We start from the raw sequence: 15,367 nt of genomic DNA on the forward strand, positions 1-15,367 counted from the left end.
GGCGGGCTCAAGCGTCGTGATTTCGCACCATCGCCTCTCGGATCGGCCTCATTTGATCCAGAGTGTCCGCTCGCACCACGAAAGCGGTTATGCCACGGTCTTTGGCCTGCCGCCGAAGATTGGTCACGATTTCTTCCGGGGTCCCGATTAACGCGTATGGCGAATCGAGGACTTGTTGTGGGGTCAGAGTTTCGGCCCCGAACTCCGAAATCAGCTGTGCGGCGACGGCTTCTGCGTCATCGGTTAACCGGACTGTCTGAACCAGCGCTTCGCGGATCGGCTGTCGACCTGCCGGCGTGGCATCGGTAATCAGCTCGACCCGCTCATCGATCTGGGCCGGTGTCCACTGCACCTGATGGGAATGGCCGTCTGCAAGGGTTCTACCCAAACCTGTCATGCCGATGATGTCGGCATGACGAGCCGCGTAGCGAAGCAAGCGCCTGCCATTTCCGCCGATCAGAAGCGGCACGCGCGGTTGGCCATCCGCGATCTCGAGCCTGCCCTGGACTGTGATGTGCTCACCGGCAAAGTCCACCGCCGCCCCGCTCAGCAGCTCCCGGACGACATCGGCAACCTCAAACAGCCGCGAGATGCGTGCATCCGCTGACGGGTAGTCGCGACCGATGTGCGCCCATTCGGCTGGCGTATGGCCGGCGCCGAGTCCCAGCACCGCGCGTCCGCCGGACAGCAGCTGCAGACTCGCCACGTCCGCGGCGATATCGAACGGTTCGTGGACGCCGGTATTCATTACCAGCGCGCCGACCGCCAGATCGGAAGTGACCGCGGCAGCAGAGGCCAGTGCGGGCACGGGCGATACCGAAAGGCCGGGGTGGTCCGCGCCGTACAACCGCACATAACCGTCCTGTTCGGCCCGACGGGCAAGGCTGAGCCAGTCGGCCCTGGAAGTCGATTGTGCCTGAACGGAGAAATCAATTAAACCCATGTCGCCAAGTCTGTCGGCAAAGCGTTCGACTCAGAAGTTCAAACCGCCGCGCATTGTCTGCCCTGCGCAGACTCGGCCGATAGTCCACGCGGATCGTGGCTAGCCGGAGATGACCGGGCGCAGGGTTTCGTACGCCCAGGAGCCGAGGGTGGTGGGCGTTGTCGAAGTGATGTCGCGCGGGCTCTCCGGCACGTAACCGCCGCGAAGACCTCGAGACATCCCCACGATCGCCTCGACCTGGGCTTCACTGAGTCCGAAACCCCGAAGCGGTTCGGCGGCTTGCTCGTCGGTGATCTGGTCGGCCACGACATTGCGGCCAATGGCATTACCCACAATCTCGGCCACCTCAGCGAACGACAGATCCACTGGTCCGTAAACCCCCTGGGACACCCGGCCATGCCAGCCCTCGGAAAGGAGCCGGGCAGCAGCGACCGCCGCGATATCGCGTGGGGCCACCCACGGAATGCGCTGCTCGATTGGCAGCGTTGTGGTTAGGACGCCGTTGCGCAGACCGTCGATGTCCATCAGCAGATTTGTGAAGAAGTAACCACATCGAAGATGCGTCACCGATGCAGGGGTGTCATCGAGAAGTTCCTCGGTGCGGGCAAGCCCATCGATCTCACCGAACCCGTGTCGCGCCTCCGCCCCGCCGCTGCTTTGGAAGACGACGCGGCCGATGCCGTTCTCCCGCACTGCGCGAGCCGCGCTTTCCCCCATCCGGGCGTGGCCGGCGATGGGGTCATCGTCATCGGTCGGCGGGTCGACCCAGAACAATGCGTCCGCGCCTGCCGTTGCCCGGATCACACCATCGACGTCGCCCTGATCGACTTCTACAACATCACAGCTCTTCCGGACGTGATCGGAAAGTTTCGCGCTGTCGCGGACGAGCACGGTCGGAAGAGCGCCGGCCTGAACGAGCAACGGCACGACGTGTGAACCCACGTTTCCTGTCGGCGTGGTGACAACGATCTTCATTGCGGTACCTCCATTGGCTTGAATGAGAACGGTCTCAAGCTAACCGTCAGCACCGACAACGCTGCTGGACGAACCGATGAGCCCGGGCGAACGGTGTTCGGCGGTGGTCGCGAGCGGAGCAGTTCGACATGGGGTGAATGCAACGGCCGTCGTGCAGGGCAGTCGATTATCGGGCCGCCCGTCCGTGCTATCCAGTAAAACTGATCGGCGGACCTGGTGTGCTGTATCCAGGAGAATCGAGGATTCTCATCAGGTCGTCTCGAACTTGGGTAAGCGATGTCGACTGCGACAACGCAGCAGCCGCAACCGAATCCGGGTCGCTCGTAATGGCCAGCATCATGTGCTCGACTCCGACGTAACCGTGACCACGACGGATGGCCTCCTCTTCCGCTGCCGCCAGCATCCGCCTGTATCGAGGGGTGGGCTCCATTTTCTCGTTCATGCACCCAAGTTAGCCCGGCCCTTCGCCGATCGCTCTGCCGCTCAGGCGCATGTCGGCGCACTCGCGTAGTGTAAAATGCGGATAGGGAAAGCGAGCAAGCTGAGAGAGGGGGCCACAATGAGCACCGGCGTGCTGAATGAATTCACCCGTCGTGGTTTCAATACCACCGAAGAAGAGCTCGCTGCGGTCATTTCGTCCACTTTGGATCACTACGCCGCTCCCGGGTCAGCCATGCTGACTGAGCGCGAGAATAACTTTCTGGACGTCGGTGGCCTGCCGTCTGCTGATGGAGACGTCAACGTCGTGGCGACGGTCGTGACCTCCTCGACTCGGATCATCTCCGAGTCCTACACGGCCGATCGGGTCGCCGAGCTCCTTGACGTCGACATCAGCCGAGTGCGGCATCGCGCCGCGGCCGGGTCGCTATACCAGATCTCCTTGGGCCGGCGCCGCTACTTCCCGCGCTGGCAGTTCCAGGCCGGCGCCGTATTGCCAGGTTTAAGCGCCGTCTTGGCCGCGGCTCCGGACCCGGTGCATCCGCTGAGTCTGAGCGCATTCATGACCGCTCCCAATCCCGACCTGGAAAATATGTCCCCGGCGAACTGGCTCGTCACCGGAGGGTCCGTCGAGCGGGTCGCTTTCGAGATCCGAGGCTTGGCTGCGTGGTGAAGCTGCCGCGCGAACCGCGCGTTCCGCTCAGCCATGAACCAGCTGACCTGATCACCCTCGGCACCGACACGCTGCTGTGGAGGCTGCACGCCACCACCGGCACATACACGCTGCCGTGGGACCGACTGCGCTTCTACGGCCCCACTCCGTCCCGGTTCGACCCGCAACTCGAGCCGCCAGGACCGAGCGAACGCGGGGTAACCTACGCCAGCACCGAGATTGTCACCGTCCTGGCCGAGGCATTCCAGGCGACGCGGGCCATCGACGCCGTAACCGCTGGACCGCACCTGACCGGGTGGTCGCCCGCCCGATCGCTGACCCTGCTGGACCTAACCGGCGACTGGCCGCTACGCCACGGCGCCTCTCAGGCCCTCACCAGCGGCATCAAGTCATCATGCCGGGCGTGGGCCCGGGCCATCTACGACGCATTCCCCGAGATAGACGGACTGTGGTCACGCTCGTCGCTCCGGGACGGGACCGTCGTGGCGCTCTGGACCCCGGCGGCCGACTCCTTTCCGGCCGCGCCGACGTTTTCCCGGCCACTATCTGCTCCCGGACTCCGGGAGCGGATCTGGGCGTGCGCGAAGACGATCGGTTACGACGTTCTCGCCTGAGGCTATGGGCCGAACTGCTGCCCTGGCCGCGAGGACCGCGTGTCAGCCGGCCGCAAGAACTGCGTGGCAGCGCCGCAGCCTCTCCAGCCACCAACGCTGCCGATCGGGAGCTGCCGCAAACCGTTCCAGCAGGTCCTCTTTGACGCCAAGCTCCCCGACCGGAAGGGCGCCATTCCGCACCACAAGCGAGGGGTCCGCAACATCGCCATCGAGCAGACTCACCGTACCCAGGCCACAGGCGTAATCCAGGTGCGGCAGCGCCGCGGCGAGCGCGATACCGGCCCTGATGCCGACGGAGGTGTCCAACGCCGATGAAACCACCGCGGGCAGCCCGCATTCCTCAGCGATTCGCAACGCATTGCGCACCCCGCCAAGCGGGGCGACCTTGATGATCACGATGTCGGCGGCCTCGAGTTCGGCGACCCTGAGCGGGTCATCTGCCTTGCGGATCGACTCATCGGCGGCAATCGGGAGATCGATCCCTCGTCTGACCAGTTCCCGGCGAACCCGGGCCAGCTCATCAACCGGCATAACCGGTTGCTCGGCGTATTCCAACCGATACGGCGCGAGCGCCACCAGGGCCTCGATCGCCTGGTCCATGTTCCAACCGCCGTTGGCGTCGACCCGCACCCCTGCGTCATCGCCGAGCACCTCACGAACCGCGGCAACCCGGTTCACGTCGTCCGACAGCCGCTGCCCACGCTCCGCGACCTTGACCTTGGCCGTCCGCGCACCGGGAAACCGGGCCAGGACCGCCGGCACCTGGTGCGCCGGGACCGCGGGCACTGTTGCGTTCACCGGAATGCTCTGCCGAAGCGGAACCGGCCAGCCGTGCCAGGATGCCTCGACCGCGGCGGAAAGCCAGCGGGAAGACTCGGCATCGTCGTACTCCAGGAACGGCGCGAACTCGCCCCAGCCGGCGGGCCCGCGGATCAGCAGTGCCTCCCGTTCGGTGATTCCCCGAAACCGCATCCGCAGCGGCACGCTGACCACCGCGGCCGACGCTGCCAGTTCCTCGGCGGAGGGCAGGACGAAATCCTGCGAGCCTGCCATGGCCCCGCTGCGACTCGATGGCGTGGGATTCGACATGTCGTACAACACCTTATCCTTGGTTGTTATGACAGCTGCCGATCGACCAGAGCGAGTATCCGAAATCTTCGATCCGGAGCGCTGGCGCGATGTACGCGGTTTCGACTTTACGGACATCACCTACCACCGGGCGGTCGAACGGCGTCCAGACGGTTCGTCTGCAGACCTCGGCACAGTTCGGATCGCGTTCAACCGGCCGGAAATACGCAATGCCTTCCGGCCGCACACCGTTGACGAGCTGTACCGGGCGCTCGACCACGCCAGGCAGACCTCCGACGTCGGCGTCGTGCTGCTCACCGGCAATGGGCCGAGCGACCGCGATGGCGGTTGGGCGTTCTGTTCGGGCGGCGATCAGAGGATCCGCGGCCGTTCGGGTTACCAGTACGCCAATGGTGAGACAGCCGAAACCGTCGACCCAGCCCGAGCCGGCCGGCTGCACATTCTGGAAGTTCAGCGCCTGATCCGCACTATGCCGAAGATCGTGATTGCGGTCGTCTCCGGCTGGGCTGCCGGCGGCGGGCACAGCCTGCACGTCGTGTGTGACCTGACGATCGCCAGCCGCGAACATGGAAAGTTCAAACAGACCGATGCCGATGTCGGCTCGTTCGACGCCGGCTACGGCTCGGCGTACCTGGCAAAGATGGTGGGGCAGAAGTTCGCCCGGGAGATCTTCTTTCTCGGCCGCACCTACGATGCCGACACGATGCACCGGATGGGAGCCGTGAATGAGGTCGCGCAGCACGCAGAGCTGGAAGCAGTCGCCTGCGAATGGGCCGCCGAGATCAACGGCAAGTCACCCACCGCCCAACGGATGCTCAAGTTCGCCTTCAACCTGACCGACGACGGCATGATGGGCCAGCAGGTTTTCGCCGGAGAGGCTACCCGGCTGGCCTACATGACCGACGAGGCCGTTGAGGGCCGTGACTCATTCCTGCAGAAACGCGATCCCGACTGGTCGAGTTTCCCCTGGTACTACTGATCCAATGCGTGTACTGACCATAAACCCCAACGCGATTTCCGATCCGCTCGATCTGCTCGACCCCCTCTCCGAGGCACTCGACGGCAGCGGCCCGGCGGTGGAGATTCAGCCCGCCGGGAGCGCAATCTCCGACAGCCCCTACGTCGATGTCCTACCCGAAGACACCGCACTGATCGTGCCGACATCCGGTTCGACCGGCGCAGCGAAAAAGGTGGTGCTGTCCCGGCGAGCGCTGATCGCCTCGGGCCGGGCGACGGCCGTCAGACTGGACGGCCCGGGCCATTGGCTCTTACCACTGTCCGTGGCGCATATCGCCGGCCTCCAGGTGCTGATCCGCTCGGTACTGGCAGGCACCTCGCCGACCACGCTGGACACATCGATTCCGTTTGACGCCGAGGGATTCGCGGAGGCGGTAGCCAGGATGCCGGCTGCGCCGACGCCGCGCTACACCTCACTGGTGCCGACCCAGCTGGCCCGGTTGCTGCACGAAACGGACTCAGGCTGCTCTGCCGCCATCCGCGCTGCCCGGTCGTTCGAGGCGATCCTGGTCGGCGGCGCAGCACTGTCGCCACGCCTCGCGGAGGAAGCGGCCGCCGCCGGGTTGCGGCTGGTGACCACTTATGGGATGAGCGAGACCTGCGGCGGTTGCGTCTACGACGGCGTGCCGCTGGACGGCGTGCAGGCACGTACCGACGCTGCCGGGCGGCTCTCCCTCGGCGGGGAGGTCGTCGCCTCCGGTTACCTGCTCGCCGACGCTAACGGCTCGGCAGGGGTTTCCAGCGCCGAAGGAGCCCGACTCGGTCAGCAGAGCTTCAGCACCGACCGGGCCGGCACCCGATGGTTTTCCACCAGCGACATGGGCACTGTGCACGACAGCCGGGTCACCGTGCAGGGTCGGGCGGACGACGTCATCATCTCCGGCGGGATCAATGTCGCGCCGGCTGCGGTTGAGGACGTGATCGGTTCGATGCCCGGAGTAGCCGAGGTGCTGGTTACCAGCGTGCCGGACGACGAGTGGGGCCAGAAGGTCGTCGCGCTGCTGTGCACCGATTCACATCTGCCACCGATCTCACTGGCAGCTGTGCGCGATAGGGTCGGGCAGACACTCGGTCGAGCCTCCGCTCCGCGGGAAATCATCACCGTACCGGCCATCCCATTGCGCGGCCTCGGTAAGCCCGACCGGGTCGCCGCCCGTGATCTCGCAGTCGACTACCTGCGGGTACGATAGATCGGCGGTCCACCTAGTCCAGGTACGCCACAACCCGTCACATGAAGGAACACCGTATGGCCACCGCAGCTCAGTGGGTCGAAGGTGCACGCCTGAGAACACTGCCTCTTGCCGTTGCACCGGTCCTTATCGGCACCGGCGCAGCGATCGCCGAGGTCGGCGGACTGACAGATCAGTTCATTGGCTCAGTGGACGGCAGCGTCGCTCCCGGCAACAGCCTGTCTGTAGCAGCCTGGGTGCTGCATTTCGTGCTTGCACTCATCGTCGCCCTCGCACTTCAGATCGGCACGAACTTCGCCAACGACTACTCCGACGGCGTGCGCGGCACTGACGACGTGCGGGTCGGCCCGCAGCGACTGACCGCGTCCGGCGTTGCCGCGCCATCCAGTGTGAAAAGGGCTGCATTCGCCAGCTTCGGTGTCGCCGGAATAGCCGGAATCACCCTCGTGCTCGTCTCACAAAGCTGGTGGTTCGTTCCGGTGGGTGTTCTGTGCGTGCTGGCCGCCTGGTATTACACCGGTGGCAAACACCCTTACGGTTATCTCGGCCTCGGCGAAGTCTTCGTCTTCATCTTCTTCGGGCTGGTCGCCACCCTGGGCACCACCTACACGCAGATCCACTCCCTATCGCCAAGTGCATGGGGAGGCGCCGTCGGCATCGGCCTGATCTCGTGTTCGCTGCTGATGGCCAACAACCTTCGCGACATCCCGACCGACCGTGAGGCAGGAAAAATCACCCTGGCGGTGCGGCTCGGCGAATCCCGGGCCCGGGTCGCCTACATGGCCGGCATGCTGCTGCCGTTTCTCTTGCTGCTGATCCCAATCCTGACCGGGCACCCGGCCGCGGTGCTTGCGCTACTGGCCCTGGTTATCGCCATCGGCCCGGTGCGCACCGTGATGTCGGATGCGACCGGACAGCAGCTGATCCCAGTCCTGAAGCAAACCGGGATCGTCGCCCTGACCTACGGTTCGCTATTGGCTCTCGGGCTCGCGCTCTAACGCTGATTGTCGTCCGGGTCATCCGGGTGATCCGCCCGGTCGACGATGTCGTCTTCGTACGCCGAGTCTCTATCGACCTTCGTACGACGTTGTTCCGCACGTCGGGCAGAACGTTCCTGCACATACTTCACCACGTCGTCGCGCTGCCGGCGTAGAAGCAGGAATGACAGCAGAACAGCGATAACCGTGGCCAGCACGAGTGAGACCAATTCGTTGAAGCCGGCCACCCAGAGGGCGCCGAAGGCAAGGAAGAAGATTCCAAGCCGGAGCAGACTGTACTTAACCACCGCGTTCATCCTTCAAGGGTAAGCGGCGGGGCGCGAACGTCCGCCAATGCCTACACACCTCACGCTCAGCGAAGTCGCCTAAACTTAAGACATGTCACCGCGAGTAACCCTGTTCATCATCGTTTTGGTTCTGGCGTTGATGATTTACGCCCTGATCGATTGCGGTCGCCGCCCGGCGCACGAGATCCGGACCCTGCCGAAACCCGCGTGGCTCGCGGTGATTTTCCTGCTGCCCGCAATCGGCACCGCCCTGTGGTTCGTGATGGGACGCGCGCGAGTCGCCGGCGCCAGTTCGGCGCCGCGACGGTCGCCGGCTCCGGCCGCACCGGACGACGACCCCGAGTTCCTCCGCCAGATCGAGCTCTCCCGCCGGCAGCGCGAACGCGAACAGCAGTTGAAGGAGCGCGAGCAGGACGGGAACGGACAGCCGAAGCCCCCTGCCCCGGGACCTATCGCGGGCACGCCGGCACCCCACGACAAGCCGATCGGCGGCACCGGCGGAGACAACGCAGTCGAGGAGCCGGACAGCGGCAACGACTCGAAGAAGCGCAAGCGCCGCGATCCGCATGACGCGCCGAGCGGCAGCTCTGACGACGACGACAAAAAGTAGCTTCGTGCCTAAAATCTACGCACTACACGAAAATCCCGAGTGGTTCCCGCCCTTTGCCGAGGCCCTCGAAGCGGTCGGCCTCGACTACGAGGAATGGATGCTCACCACTGGCAGCATCGATCTGGATGCCGAGCCGCCCGAGGGAATTTTCTGGTCCCGCTTCAGCGCCTCCTCACATACCAGGGGCAATGTGCTGGCAAAGGACTACGCCCGCACCCTTTTCGACTGGCTTCAGGCGCACGGACGGCGAGTGGTCAACGGACGTGACGTGCTCGAACTCGAAGTCAGCAAGGTACGCCAACTGACGTTCCTGAAGGCGTTCGGAATCGATGTTCCGCGCACGGTTGCCGTCACAGGCGATGACGAACTGCTCAGCGCCGCCGGCAAGCTTCCCACCCCATTCATCACCAAGCACAATCAGGGCGGCAAGGGTCTAGGAGTGCGGAAGTTCGAAAGCGTTGCCGAACTGTCTGACGCGCTGCCCGGGCTTGAACGGCCCGTGGATGGCGTCATGTTGCTGCAGGAGTACGTGGAGCCGCTCAAGCCGTTCATCACCCGGGTGGAGACGGTGGGCTACGAATACGTCTACGCAATAACCGCGGACACCGGTCGCGGCGGATTCCAGCTCTGCCCGGCCGACGCCTGCGAGATCGGTCCGGACGGGCAACCGATCGAGGATGACAGCCTCTTCGCGCTGCGGGAGGGATTCGACCATCCGATCATCGAAAAGTACCTCGCCTTTGCCCGGAAGTACCGGCTGGAAATTGCCGGCTTCGAATTCATCGAGTCCGCCGACGGGCGGATCGTGACATACGACGTCAATACCAATACGAACTACAACGCCGACGTCGAGGCCGATGCGCCGGCGTCCGGCCCAGCTTCGATCGCCAGGTACCTGAAGAGCCTGCTGTAGCGCTGGCGTCCGGCCTGGCTTGGCAGCTGGCCCAGCCTGGCCTGGCAGCTTGCCCCATCCGGCGTCCGCACCCAGCCCGGGCCCCAGAAGCGAAACGGTCCACTAAGTCGTCTAGGACGTCACAGAATGTGACTACCTGAACGACAAAGTAACCCGTTTCGCTTTCGCCGGAGTTGGAGCCGACCTAGTCGAGGCCGGAATAGGCGTGCAGTCCATTGAAGTACACGTTGACAACAGTGAAGTTGAAAACGACGCAGAGGAATCCGACGATCGACAGGATGGCGATCCGGTTGCTGCTCCAGCCCCGGGTAGCCCGGGCATGCAGATACGACGCGTAGACCACCCAGATGACGAATGTCCAGACTTCCTTGGTGTCCCAGCCCCAGTAACGACCCCAGGCGGCTTCTGCCCAAATCGCACCCGCGATTAGAGTGAAAGTCCACAGCACGAAGCCGACCGCGGCAATCCGGTAGGACACGTTCTCCAGCTCGGCCGACCCCGGAACGCCATTGAGAAATGCCATCGGCGGCCTCTTTACCGATGAGCTGCGGTTCTCGCGGTAGGTCTGCAGCAGCTGGAGGGTCGATAGCGCGAACGCGAGCGCGAGAAGGGCTGAGGCTAGCGTCGCAACGGACACGTGAATGACGAGCCAATAGCTCTGCAGCGCGGGGACGAGCTCCGCCGCCGGGGTGTAGAACGCGATCATCCCGATGCCGAGCATAAGCAACGCGAACCCGGTGACGAAGGTGCCGAGGAACCGCAGATCGCGGATGAACAGCACCACGAGGTACACGACGGCCAGCAGCATCGATGCGGTGAGGCAGAACTCGTACATATTGCCCCATGGCACGCGGGTGACCGAGAGCCCACGGGTGACAACGGCGCCGAGGTGCAGCAGCGCGCCGAGCGCGGTCAGGCCGGTGGCCACCCGCGCCAGCCGTCGAACCGGCTCCGACGCCTCGCCGGCGGTGCCGTCGTTCGTTGCAGCGTTACCTGATTTTGCGCCGTCGAAACGGGCGGTGATCCGGCCGGGTCGTCCGGTCGCACCGGCTGACACCAGGTCACGCTTGCGTTCCGCCGGGTGGCTCCCCATCACTTCAACGGTGCGTTTGCTACCGCCGACCATGTCGAAGGCATAGCAGACGAAGGCAATCATGTAGACGGTCATCGTCGAGTAGACCAGAGTGTTCGACCAGCCGGCCAAGGCCTCGTAGGTGCTCATTTTTCTCCTTGCACATCAACCGATGCGAATGTTCCCAGTGCGTGCCGCAAGTCCTCGGCAACCTGGCGTGTTTCGACCTCTAGTCGATTATCTTCTCCACGGGCGAGGCCGGCGACCTCCACGGTCAGACCTGTGCTCTTGCCATTTGTAACTTTCACCCAGATCCGCCGACGCGGGATAAAGAGCGATGCGGCGAGCCCGGCGAGGCCAAGCAGCGCGAACACCAAGACGAAAATCTGACCCGGATCGTACCTCACATCGAGTGAAACATACCGCTTCACTCCGTCGAAGCTGACCGACCCGAGATTGTTCGGCAGGTCAGCGGACTCCCCCGGCGCGAGTTCAAGCGCCATCGGCTTACCGTCCTTGTCGGTCATCTCCGTCATGTTCTCCGGGTTGAGGGTATAGACGGACTGTGCGACACCGTCATCTAGGCCGAGGTCGCCGTAGTACCCGCTCAGCACCATGTAGGGGTTGTACAGGTCAGCAAACGTCGAGGTCACCTGCCCGTCGTCGCCCTTGCCAGCCGTTGGGAAGAAGATCCCGACCAGGCCGAGTTGCTCAGGGCTGGCGTCTGCCGACTTGACCACACCACGGGACATATATGCGCCGGTCTGGGGCAGGAATACAGTGGGGCCGGAGAACACCACATTTCCCTCTCCATCGCGAAGCGTGATCACCGGGGCATAGCCGTTTCCGGTCAGGTACATGTTCGAACCGCCAACGTGCAGCGGATCATTGACCTCGACGACCTCCTTCTTCTCCTCGCCGTTGTGGCGGGTGGTCACATCTGCCCTGAACGAACGAGGCTGGCCGAACTGATTGTCCAGTCCGCCATTTTCCTCAAATGTCGCCTCAAACTTGTCGAGTGTGACGGCGTAGTCGGTCAACCGGTCCGGATCGTAGTAGGTCCCCTTATCGAACGAATCGAATCCGAGCAGGGAATTCGTGAATGTCTCGCCTTCCACCAGGACGCGCTGACCCGAATAGCCGAACAGCCCGCCGATCGCCATCGCGATGACGACGCCGACGACGGCGACATGGAAGAGCAGGTTGCCGGTTTCGCGCAGATACCCGCGTTCCGCCGAGACAGTGTTGCTGTCGTGCACGACCCGGTATCGACGACGGCGCAGAATCCGTTCCGCCTCCGTAAGCACCGTGGCACGATCCGACTCGTCAGTCTCGCCGGCGCCGGCGTCAGCAGTCTCGCCGGCGCCGGCAGTCTCGCCGGCGTCGACAGTGCCTCCCGGCTCAGCGGCTCCGGCCGGGGCTAGCTCAAGCCTCGCGAATGCCGGCATCCGCGACATCCTGCGTGGCGCTTTCGGCGGTTTGGCCCGCATCGCCTTCCAGTGGATCTTCGTCCGGGGAAGGATGCAGCCGATCAGCGAGACCAACAGCAGGATGTAGATCGCGGAGAACCAGGCTGAGGAATAGACGTCGAACAGCTGGACCTTGTCCATCCATTCAGCGGTAGTGCCCTTGTCGGTGATGTACTGGGTGACCTCCGCCGGATCCTGAATCCGCTGCGGGAAGATCGACCCGGGAATTGCGGCCAGCGCGAGCAAAAGCAACAGCATCAGCGCAACCCGCATCGTGGTGAGCTGACGCCATGCCCAGCGCAGAATGCCGACTACGCCAATTTTCGGCTGCGTCACCACAGACGTGTCATCACCCGGACCGGGAACACCGTCGGAGGACGCGGAATCCGCGGCCTCACCGTACTGATCCCGTCGGTCCGAAGGACCGCGCGTTGTCACCACTAAATCACCGTCACAAATCCGCCGATCATTCCCTGGAGGCTAGCCACCCAGGTCGTCCACAATCCACTCACCAAGAGCACGCCAATCACAATCAGCATCGCTCCGCCAAATCGCATCACACCGATCCGGTGGTCCCGGAAGAACTTCAGCCGGCCCATGCCCCGTCGCATCAGCATCGCCACGATCAGGAACGGGATGCCCAGACCAAGGCAGTACACGAATGTGAGCAACGCGCCTCTAGCGACTCCCGGACCAGCCGTTGCACCCATACTCGTGGAGAGCGCGACGACCGCGGCCAGGGTCGGTCCGGTGCAGGGCGCCCAGCCCAGGCCGAACGTTATGCCCAGCACCGGCGCTCCCCACAGCCCCGCGGGCGGCCGGGAGTGGATCCTGCGATCGCGCTGCAGCCAGGAGAACCCGCCGAGGAAAACGACGCCGGCCAGAATGACCACCAGGCCGAGGATCCTAGTGATCGGGTCGATCCATGGCTTGAGCCAGACGCCGGCGAGGCTGAACACCAGGCCGATTGAGACGAAGACCGCGGCGAATCCGAGTACGAACAGCCCTACGCCGAGCAGCACCCGACGCGACTTCTGCTGTTCAAGATCCGTTCCGCTCAATCCGGTCACGTAGCCGACGTATCCCGGAACCAGCGGCAGCACGCAGGGTGAAAGAAAAGAGACCACCCCAGCAAGCGCCGCGACCGGGATGGCGAGCAGCATCGGGCCGGTCAGCACTGTCTGCTGAAAGCTCTCGCCTATTGAGACGGGGAACGTCACGCCTCCTCGTCCAAAACGTCGCCGATAAGGGCTTTCAGCGTCGACTCATCCACTTCGCCGACGACCCGGGCAGCCGGCCGCCCCTCATGGTCGAGTACGAGGGTCGATGGCGTCGCCTGTGGAGGCAGCGCACCATTCAGTGCGGAGACCATCTTGCCGTCCGAGTCGAGCATCGCTGGGTAGCTGATCCCGAAAGTCTTTTCGAAGGCCAGCGCCGCGTCCTTTGCGTCGCGGACGTTGACCCCGAGGAACACGACGTCGTCCTCCTTGAAACGCTCGTAGTTCGCCTGCAGCCCGGGAGCCTCCTTGCGGCACGGCGGACAGGCGGCGTACCAAAGATTGAGAACGACGACCTGACCGCGCCAGTCTTCGAGGCTGAACGCCTTGCCGTCAAGGGTCTCACCAGCGGCCACGATAGGGTCGCCGCGCTTGCCGGATTCGACCTGGGTGATCACGCCATCGCCAGCAATATAACCCTTGTCGTCGCCAGCATCAGCCTGTTCTGCGAGCGCATCGCTTTCCGGACTGCACGCCGCCAGCGACACCAGGGCGGCGCCAAGTCCAGCTCCGGTAATTGCCTGGAGCGCGCGACGACGAGAAATGCTGTCCGTCATGCTCCTGGAACTGCCTTCGAAACGTAGAGGTTGGCCACCGGTTCCCGGTAGCTGATGGTGGACAGAATGCCGTTGTCGAATGTGAGCGATGTCAGGCTGGCCAGCCCGCATTCCCGCTTTCGCGGGTCATGCCAGAGCGGCCGGCCTTCGGCTTCCAGACGGGTGACCCAGATCGGCAGTTGATGACTCACGATTACGCCGTGGGCACCGTCGACCCGCTGGGCCAGACTGGCAACTGCGGCGCGCATCCGGGCAGTCTGGGCGCGATATGACTCGCCCCACGACGGCCGGAACGGGTTCCACAGTTTCGTTATCGTGTTGGGCCGGGCAAGCTGGGTCCGGTCCACCTTGAGACCTTCGAGCTGGTTACCGGCCTCGATGACCCGTTCATCGGTGCTGACCTGCAGGCCGAGTTTCTCCGCGAGCGGCCCTGCCGTCTCGCGGGCGCGCTCCAGCGGCGAGGAGACGATGGCCCGAATGTCGTATTCGCCGGTTCCGAGCACCTCGGCCATCCGGTTGGCCATCGCCAATCCGTTTTCGGAAAGGTGGAAGTCCGGGAGACGCCCATAGAGGATTCCCCGCGGATTATGTACTTCACCGTGCCGGAGCAGGTGAATGGTCGTCATGGCCATGCGGCCATTTTCGCAAATGTTCCTGAGAGCTTGCCACGCGGGGTTCGACGGCGTGTAGAAAACGGTCCAGCCGGATCCTACTTCAACAGGATCTTTTTACACGTGCGTAGATTTCGCGTCGTCGTGTTGACCCGGGCGGATGACTTGGCTGCGGCCTTCGCCAGCCCGCTGTCGACACTCTGCCCCCGCAGGACTTCCCAGTAGACCACCGGCAGGTCCGACTGCGATTCAGCGACCCGTTCGACGTCCACGTCGAGTCCCAGCGCTACCAGCTCAGCCAGGGCGTCAGGGTCCGAGCCGAAAATCAGGTAGGGATGGCGCTCGTCCTCATTCGTGTCGAAGGGATACTGCGCAACCGCTGCCGCCAGTGTCGCCTTCGGCACGACGATCACCCTCGCCTGGTACCGAAATGCCTCCCGCAGCACCTCCTCGCAGCGCCGCGAAATGTCGTTCAGCTCCCCCGACTGACACCGGAACAGTACGTTTCCACTGGCGAGCACGGTTCGCACATCGTCGAAGCCGCCCTCGGTGAAGGCATCCCGGACGTCGGCCATCTTGAGGTTCACCCCGCCGACATTCACGCCGCGCAGCAGCGCCACGAATTCCACCACGA

Annotated in this window: 18 protein-coding genes; 7 read left to right on the forward strand and 11 right to left on the reverse strand. The window is 64.1% G+C overall.

Features of this window, described 5'->3' with window-relative positions:
• Window positions 1–7: 7 nt before the first annotated feature.
• The 3 genes from LWF01_RS12640 to LWF01_RS12650 form a co-directional block, all read right to left on the reverse strand.
• A complete protein-coding gene (locus tag LWF01_RS12640) occupies window positions 8–943 on the reverse strand; it encodes a TIGR03621 family F420-dependent LLM class oxidoreductase (protein WP_349637730.1) in 936 nt (311 codons plus the stop codon).
• Between the two features lie 99 nt (window positions 944–1,042).
• A complete protein-coding gene (locus LWF01_RS12645; protein WP_349637731.1) occupies window positions 1,043–1,918 on the reverse strand; it encodes an NAD(P)H-binding protein in 876 nt (291 codons plus the stop codon).
• Window positions 1,919–2,105: 187 nt separating this feature from the next.
• Window positions 2,106–2,360, reverse strand: a complete 255-nt coding sequence (locus LWF01_RS12650) for a Clp protease N-terminal domain-containing protein (RefSeq protein ID WP_349637732.1) — start codon at window positions 2,358–2,360, stop codon at window positions 2,106–2,108.
• Window positions 2,361–2,477: 117 nt separating this feature from the next.
• Between LWF01_RS12650 and LWF01_RS12655 the strand changes: the two genes are divergently transcribed.
• Together LWF01_RS12655 and LWF01_RS12660 are read left to right on the forward strand one after the other, a co-directional pair.
• Window positions 2,478–3,029 (forward strand): hypothetical protein, encoded by a 552-nt coding sequence (locus LWF01_RS12655; RefSeq protein WP_349637733.1) that lies wholly within the window; start codon window positions 2,478–2,480, stop codon window positions 3,027–3,029.
• Entirely contained in the window at window positions 3,023–3,643 is a 621-nt protein-coding gene (locus LWF01_RS12660) for an RES family NAD+ phosphorylase (protein ID WP_349637734.1), read from the forward strand. Before LWF01_RS12655 ends, LWF01_RS12660 begins: the two co-directional genes overlap by 7 nt.
• A 42-nt stretch (window positions 3,644–3,685) precedes the next feature.
• On the opposite strand, the gene LWF01_RS12665 is transcribed toward LWF01_RS12660, so the two are convergent.
• Window positions 3,686–4,732 carry an o-succinylbenzoate synthase gene (locus tag LWF01_RS12665; protein ID WP_432761956.1) on the reverse strand — a complete coding sequence of 349 codons (1,047 nt, stop codon included), beginning with the start codon at window positions 4,730–4,732 and terminating at the stop codon, window positions 3,686–3,688.
• Window positions 4,733–4,760: 28 nt separating this feature from the next.
• Here LWF01_RS12665 and LWF01_RS12670 point away from each other — a divergent pair, with 28 nt between their 5' ends.
• The 3 genes from LWF01_RS12670 to LWF01_RS12680 are packed head-to-tail and all read left to right on the forward strand — an operon-like array spanning window position 4,761 to window position 7,937.
• Window positions 4,761–5,711 carry a 1,4-dihydroxy-2-naphthoyl-CoA synthase gene (locus tag LWF01_RS12670; RefSeq protein WP_349637735.1) on the forward strand — a complete coding sequence of 317 codons (951 nt, stop codon included), beginning with the start codon at window positions 4,761–4,763 and terminating at the stop codon, window positions 5,709–5,711.
• A 4-nt stretch (window positions 5,712–5,715) separates the two neighbouring features.
• Entirely contained in the window at window positions 5,716–6,939 is a 1,224-nt protein-coding gene (locus LWF01_RS12675) for an AMP-binding protein (protein WP_349637736.1), read from the forward strand.
• A gap of 56 nt (window positions 6,940–6,995) precedes the next feature.
• A complete protein-coding gene (locus tag LWF01_RS12680) occupies window positions 6,996–7,937 on the forward strand; it encodes a 1,4-dihydroxy-2-naphthoate polyprenyltransferase (RefSeq protein WP_349637737.1) in 942 nt (313 codons plus the stop codon).
• On the opposite strand, the gene LWF01_RS12685 is transcribed toward LWF01_RS12680, so the two are convergent.
• On the reverse strand, window positions 7,934–8,233 hold the full coding sequence (locus LWF01_RS12685; protein ID WP_349637738.1) for a DUF4229 domain-containing protein: 300 nt from the start codon (window positions 8,231–8,233) through the stop codon (window positions 7,934–7,936). The genes LWF01_RS12680 and LWF01_RS12685 overlap by 4 nt on opposite strands.
• An 82-nt stretch (window positions 8,234–8,315) precedes the next feature.
• On the opposite strand from LWF01_RS12685, the gene LWF01_RS12690 reads away from it, so the two are divergent.
• Together LWF01_RS12690 and LWF01_RS12695 are read left to right on the forward strand one after the other, a co-directional pair.
• Complete coding sequence (locus LWF01_RS12690) at window positions 8,316–8,834, forward strand: PLD nuclease N-terminal domain-containing protein (RefSeq protein ID WP_349637739.1); 519 nt, start codon at window positions 8,316–8,318, stop codon at window positions 8,832–8,834.
• Between the two features lie 4 nt (window positions 8,835–8,838).
• Window positions 8,839–9,747 carry an ATP-grasp domain-containing protein gene (locus tag LWF01_RS12695; protein WP_349637740.1) on the forward strand — a complete coding sequence of 303 codons (909 nt, stop codon included), beginning with the start codon at window positions 8,839–8,841 and terminating at the stop codon, window positions 9,745–9,747.
• 184 nt (window positions 9,748–9,931) lie between these two features.
• Here LWF01_RS12695 and ccsB read toward each other — a convergent pair whose 3' ends face one another.
• The 6 genes from ccsB to LWF01_RS12725 form a co-directional block, all read right to left on the reverse strand.
• Window positions 9,932–10,969 carry a c-type cytochrome biogenesis protein CcsB gene (gene ccsB / locus LWF01_RS12700; protein WP_349637741.1) on the reverse strand — a complete coding sequence of 346 codons (1,038 nt, stop codon included), beginning with the start codon at window positions 10,967–10,969 and terminating at the stop codon, window positions 9,932–9,934.
• Window positions 10,966–12,729 (reverse strand): cytochrome c biogenesis protein ResB, encoded by a 1,764-nt coding sequence (gene resB / locus LWF01_RS12705; protein ID WP_349637742.1) that lies wholly within the window; start codon window positions 12,727–12,729, stop codon window positions 10,966–10,968. Before resB ends, ccsB begins: the two co-directional genes overlap by 4 nt.
• Window positions 12,729–13,508, reverse strand: a complete 780-nt coding sequence (locus LWF01_RS12710; protein ID WP_432761957.1) for a cytochrome c biogenesis CcdA family protein — start codon at window positions 13,506–13,508, stop codon at window positions 12,729–12,731. The genes resB and LWF01_RS12710 overlap by 1 nt, the downstream gene beginning before the upstream one ends.
• Entirely contained in the window at window positions 13,505–14,122 is a 618-nt protein-coding gene (locus LWF01_RS12715) for a TlpA family protein disulfide reductase (RefSeq protein WP_349637743.1), read from the reverse strand. Before LWF01_RS12715 ends, LWF01_RS12710 begins: the two co-directional genes overlap by 4 nt.
• Window positions 14,119–14,754: a histidine phosphatase family protein gene (locus LWF01_RS12720; RefSeq protein ID WP_349637744.1), complete on the reverse strand. Its 636-nt coding sequence runs from the start codon at window positions 14,752–14,754 to the stop codon at window positions 14,119–14,121. Before LWF01_RS12720 ends, LWF01_RS12715 begins: the two co-directional genes overlap by 4 nt.
• A gap of 77 nt (window positions 14,755–14,831) precedes the next feature.
• Window positions 14,832–15,365: a DUF1697 domain-containing protein gene (locus LWF01_RS12725; RefSeq protein WP_349637745.1), complete on the reverse strand. Its 534-nt coding sequence runs from the start codon at window positions 15,363–15,365 to the stop codon at window positions 14,832–14,834.
• Window positions 15,366–15,367: the final 2 nt, after the last annotated feature.

Source organism: Saxibacter everestensis (assembly GCF_025787225.1).
GTDB classification, from domain to species: Bacteria; Actinomycetota; Actinomycetes; order Actinomycetales; family Brevibacteriaceae; genus Saxibacter; species Saxibacter everestensis.

Bases quoted from the DNA above. Each gene is read 5' to 3' on its own strand.
- LWF01_RS12640 (WP_349637730.1), bottom strand. From the start codon at position 943: ATGGGTTTAATTGATTTCTCCGTTCAGGCACAATCGACTTCCAGGGCC.
- LWF01_RS12645 (WP_349637731.1), bottom strand. From the start codon at position 1,918: ATGAAGATCGTTGTCACCACGCCGACAGGAAACGTGGGTTCACACGTC.
- LWF01_RS12650 (WP_349637732.1), bottom strand. From the start codon at position 2,360: ATGAACGAGAAAATGGAGCCCACCCCTCGATACAGGCGGATGCTGGCG.
- LWF01_RS12655 (WP_349637733.1), top strand. From the start codon at position 2,478: ATGAGCACCGGCGTGCTGAATGAATTCACCCGTCGTGGTTTCAATACC.
- LWF01_RS12665 (WP_432761956.1), bottom strand. From the start codon at position 4,732: ATGTCGAATCCCACGCCATCGAGTCGCAGCGGGGCCATGGCAGGCTCG.
- LWF01_RS12670 (WP_349637735.1), top strand. From the start codon at position 4,761: ATGACAGCTGCCGATCGACCAGAGCGAGTATCCGAAATCTTCGATCCG.
- LWF01_RS12675 (WP_349637736.1), top strand. From the start codon at position 5,716: ATGCGTGTACTGACCATAAACCCCAACGCGATTTCCGATCCGCTCGAT.
- LWF01_RS12680 (WP_349637737.1), top strand. From the start codon at position 6,996: ATGGCCACCGCAGCTCAGTGGGTCGAAGGTGCACGCCTGAGAACACTG.
- LWF01_RS12685 (WP_349637738.1), bottom strand. From the start codon at position 8,233: ATGAACGCGGTGGTTAAGTACAGTCTGCTCCGGCTTGGAATCTTCTTC.
- LWF01_RS12690 (WP_349637739.1), top strand. From the start codon at position 8,316: ATGTCACCGCGAGTAACCCTGTTCATCATCGTTTTGGTTCTGGCGTTG.
- ccsB (WP_349637741.1), bottom strand. From the start codon at position 10,969: ATGAGCACCTACGAGGCCTTGGCCGGCTGGTCGAACACTCTGGTCTAC.
- LWF01_RS12715 (WP_349637743.1), bottom strand. From the start codon at position 14,122: ATGACGGACAGCATTTCTCGTCGTCGCGCGCTCCAGGCAATTACCGGA.
- LWF01_RS12720 (WP_349637744.1), bottom strand. From the start codon at position 14,754: ATGGCCATGACGACCATTCACCTGCTCCGGCACGGTGAAGTACATAAT.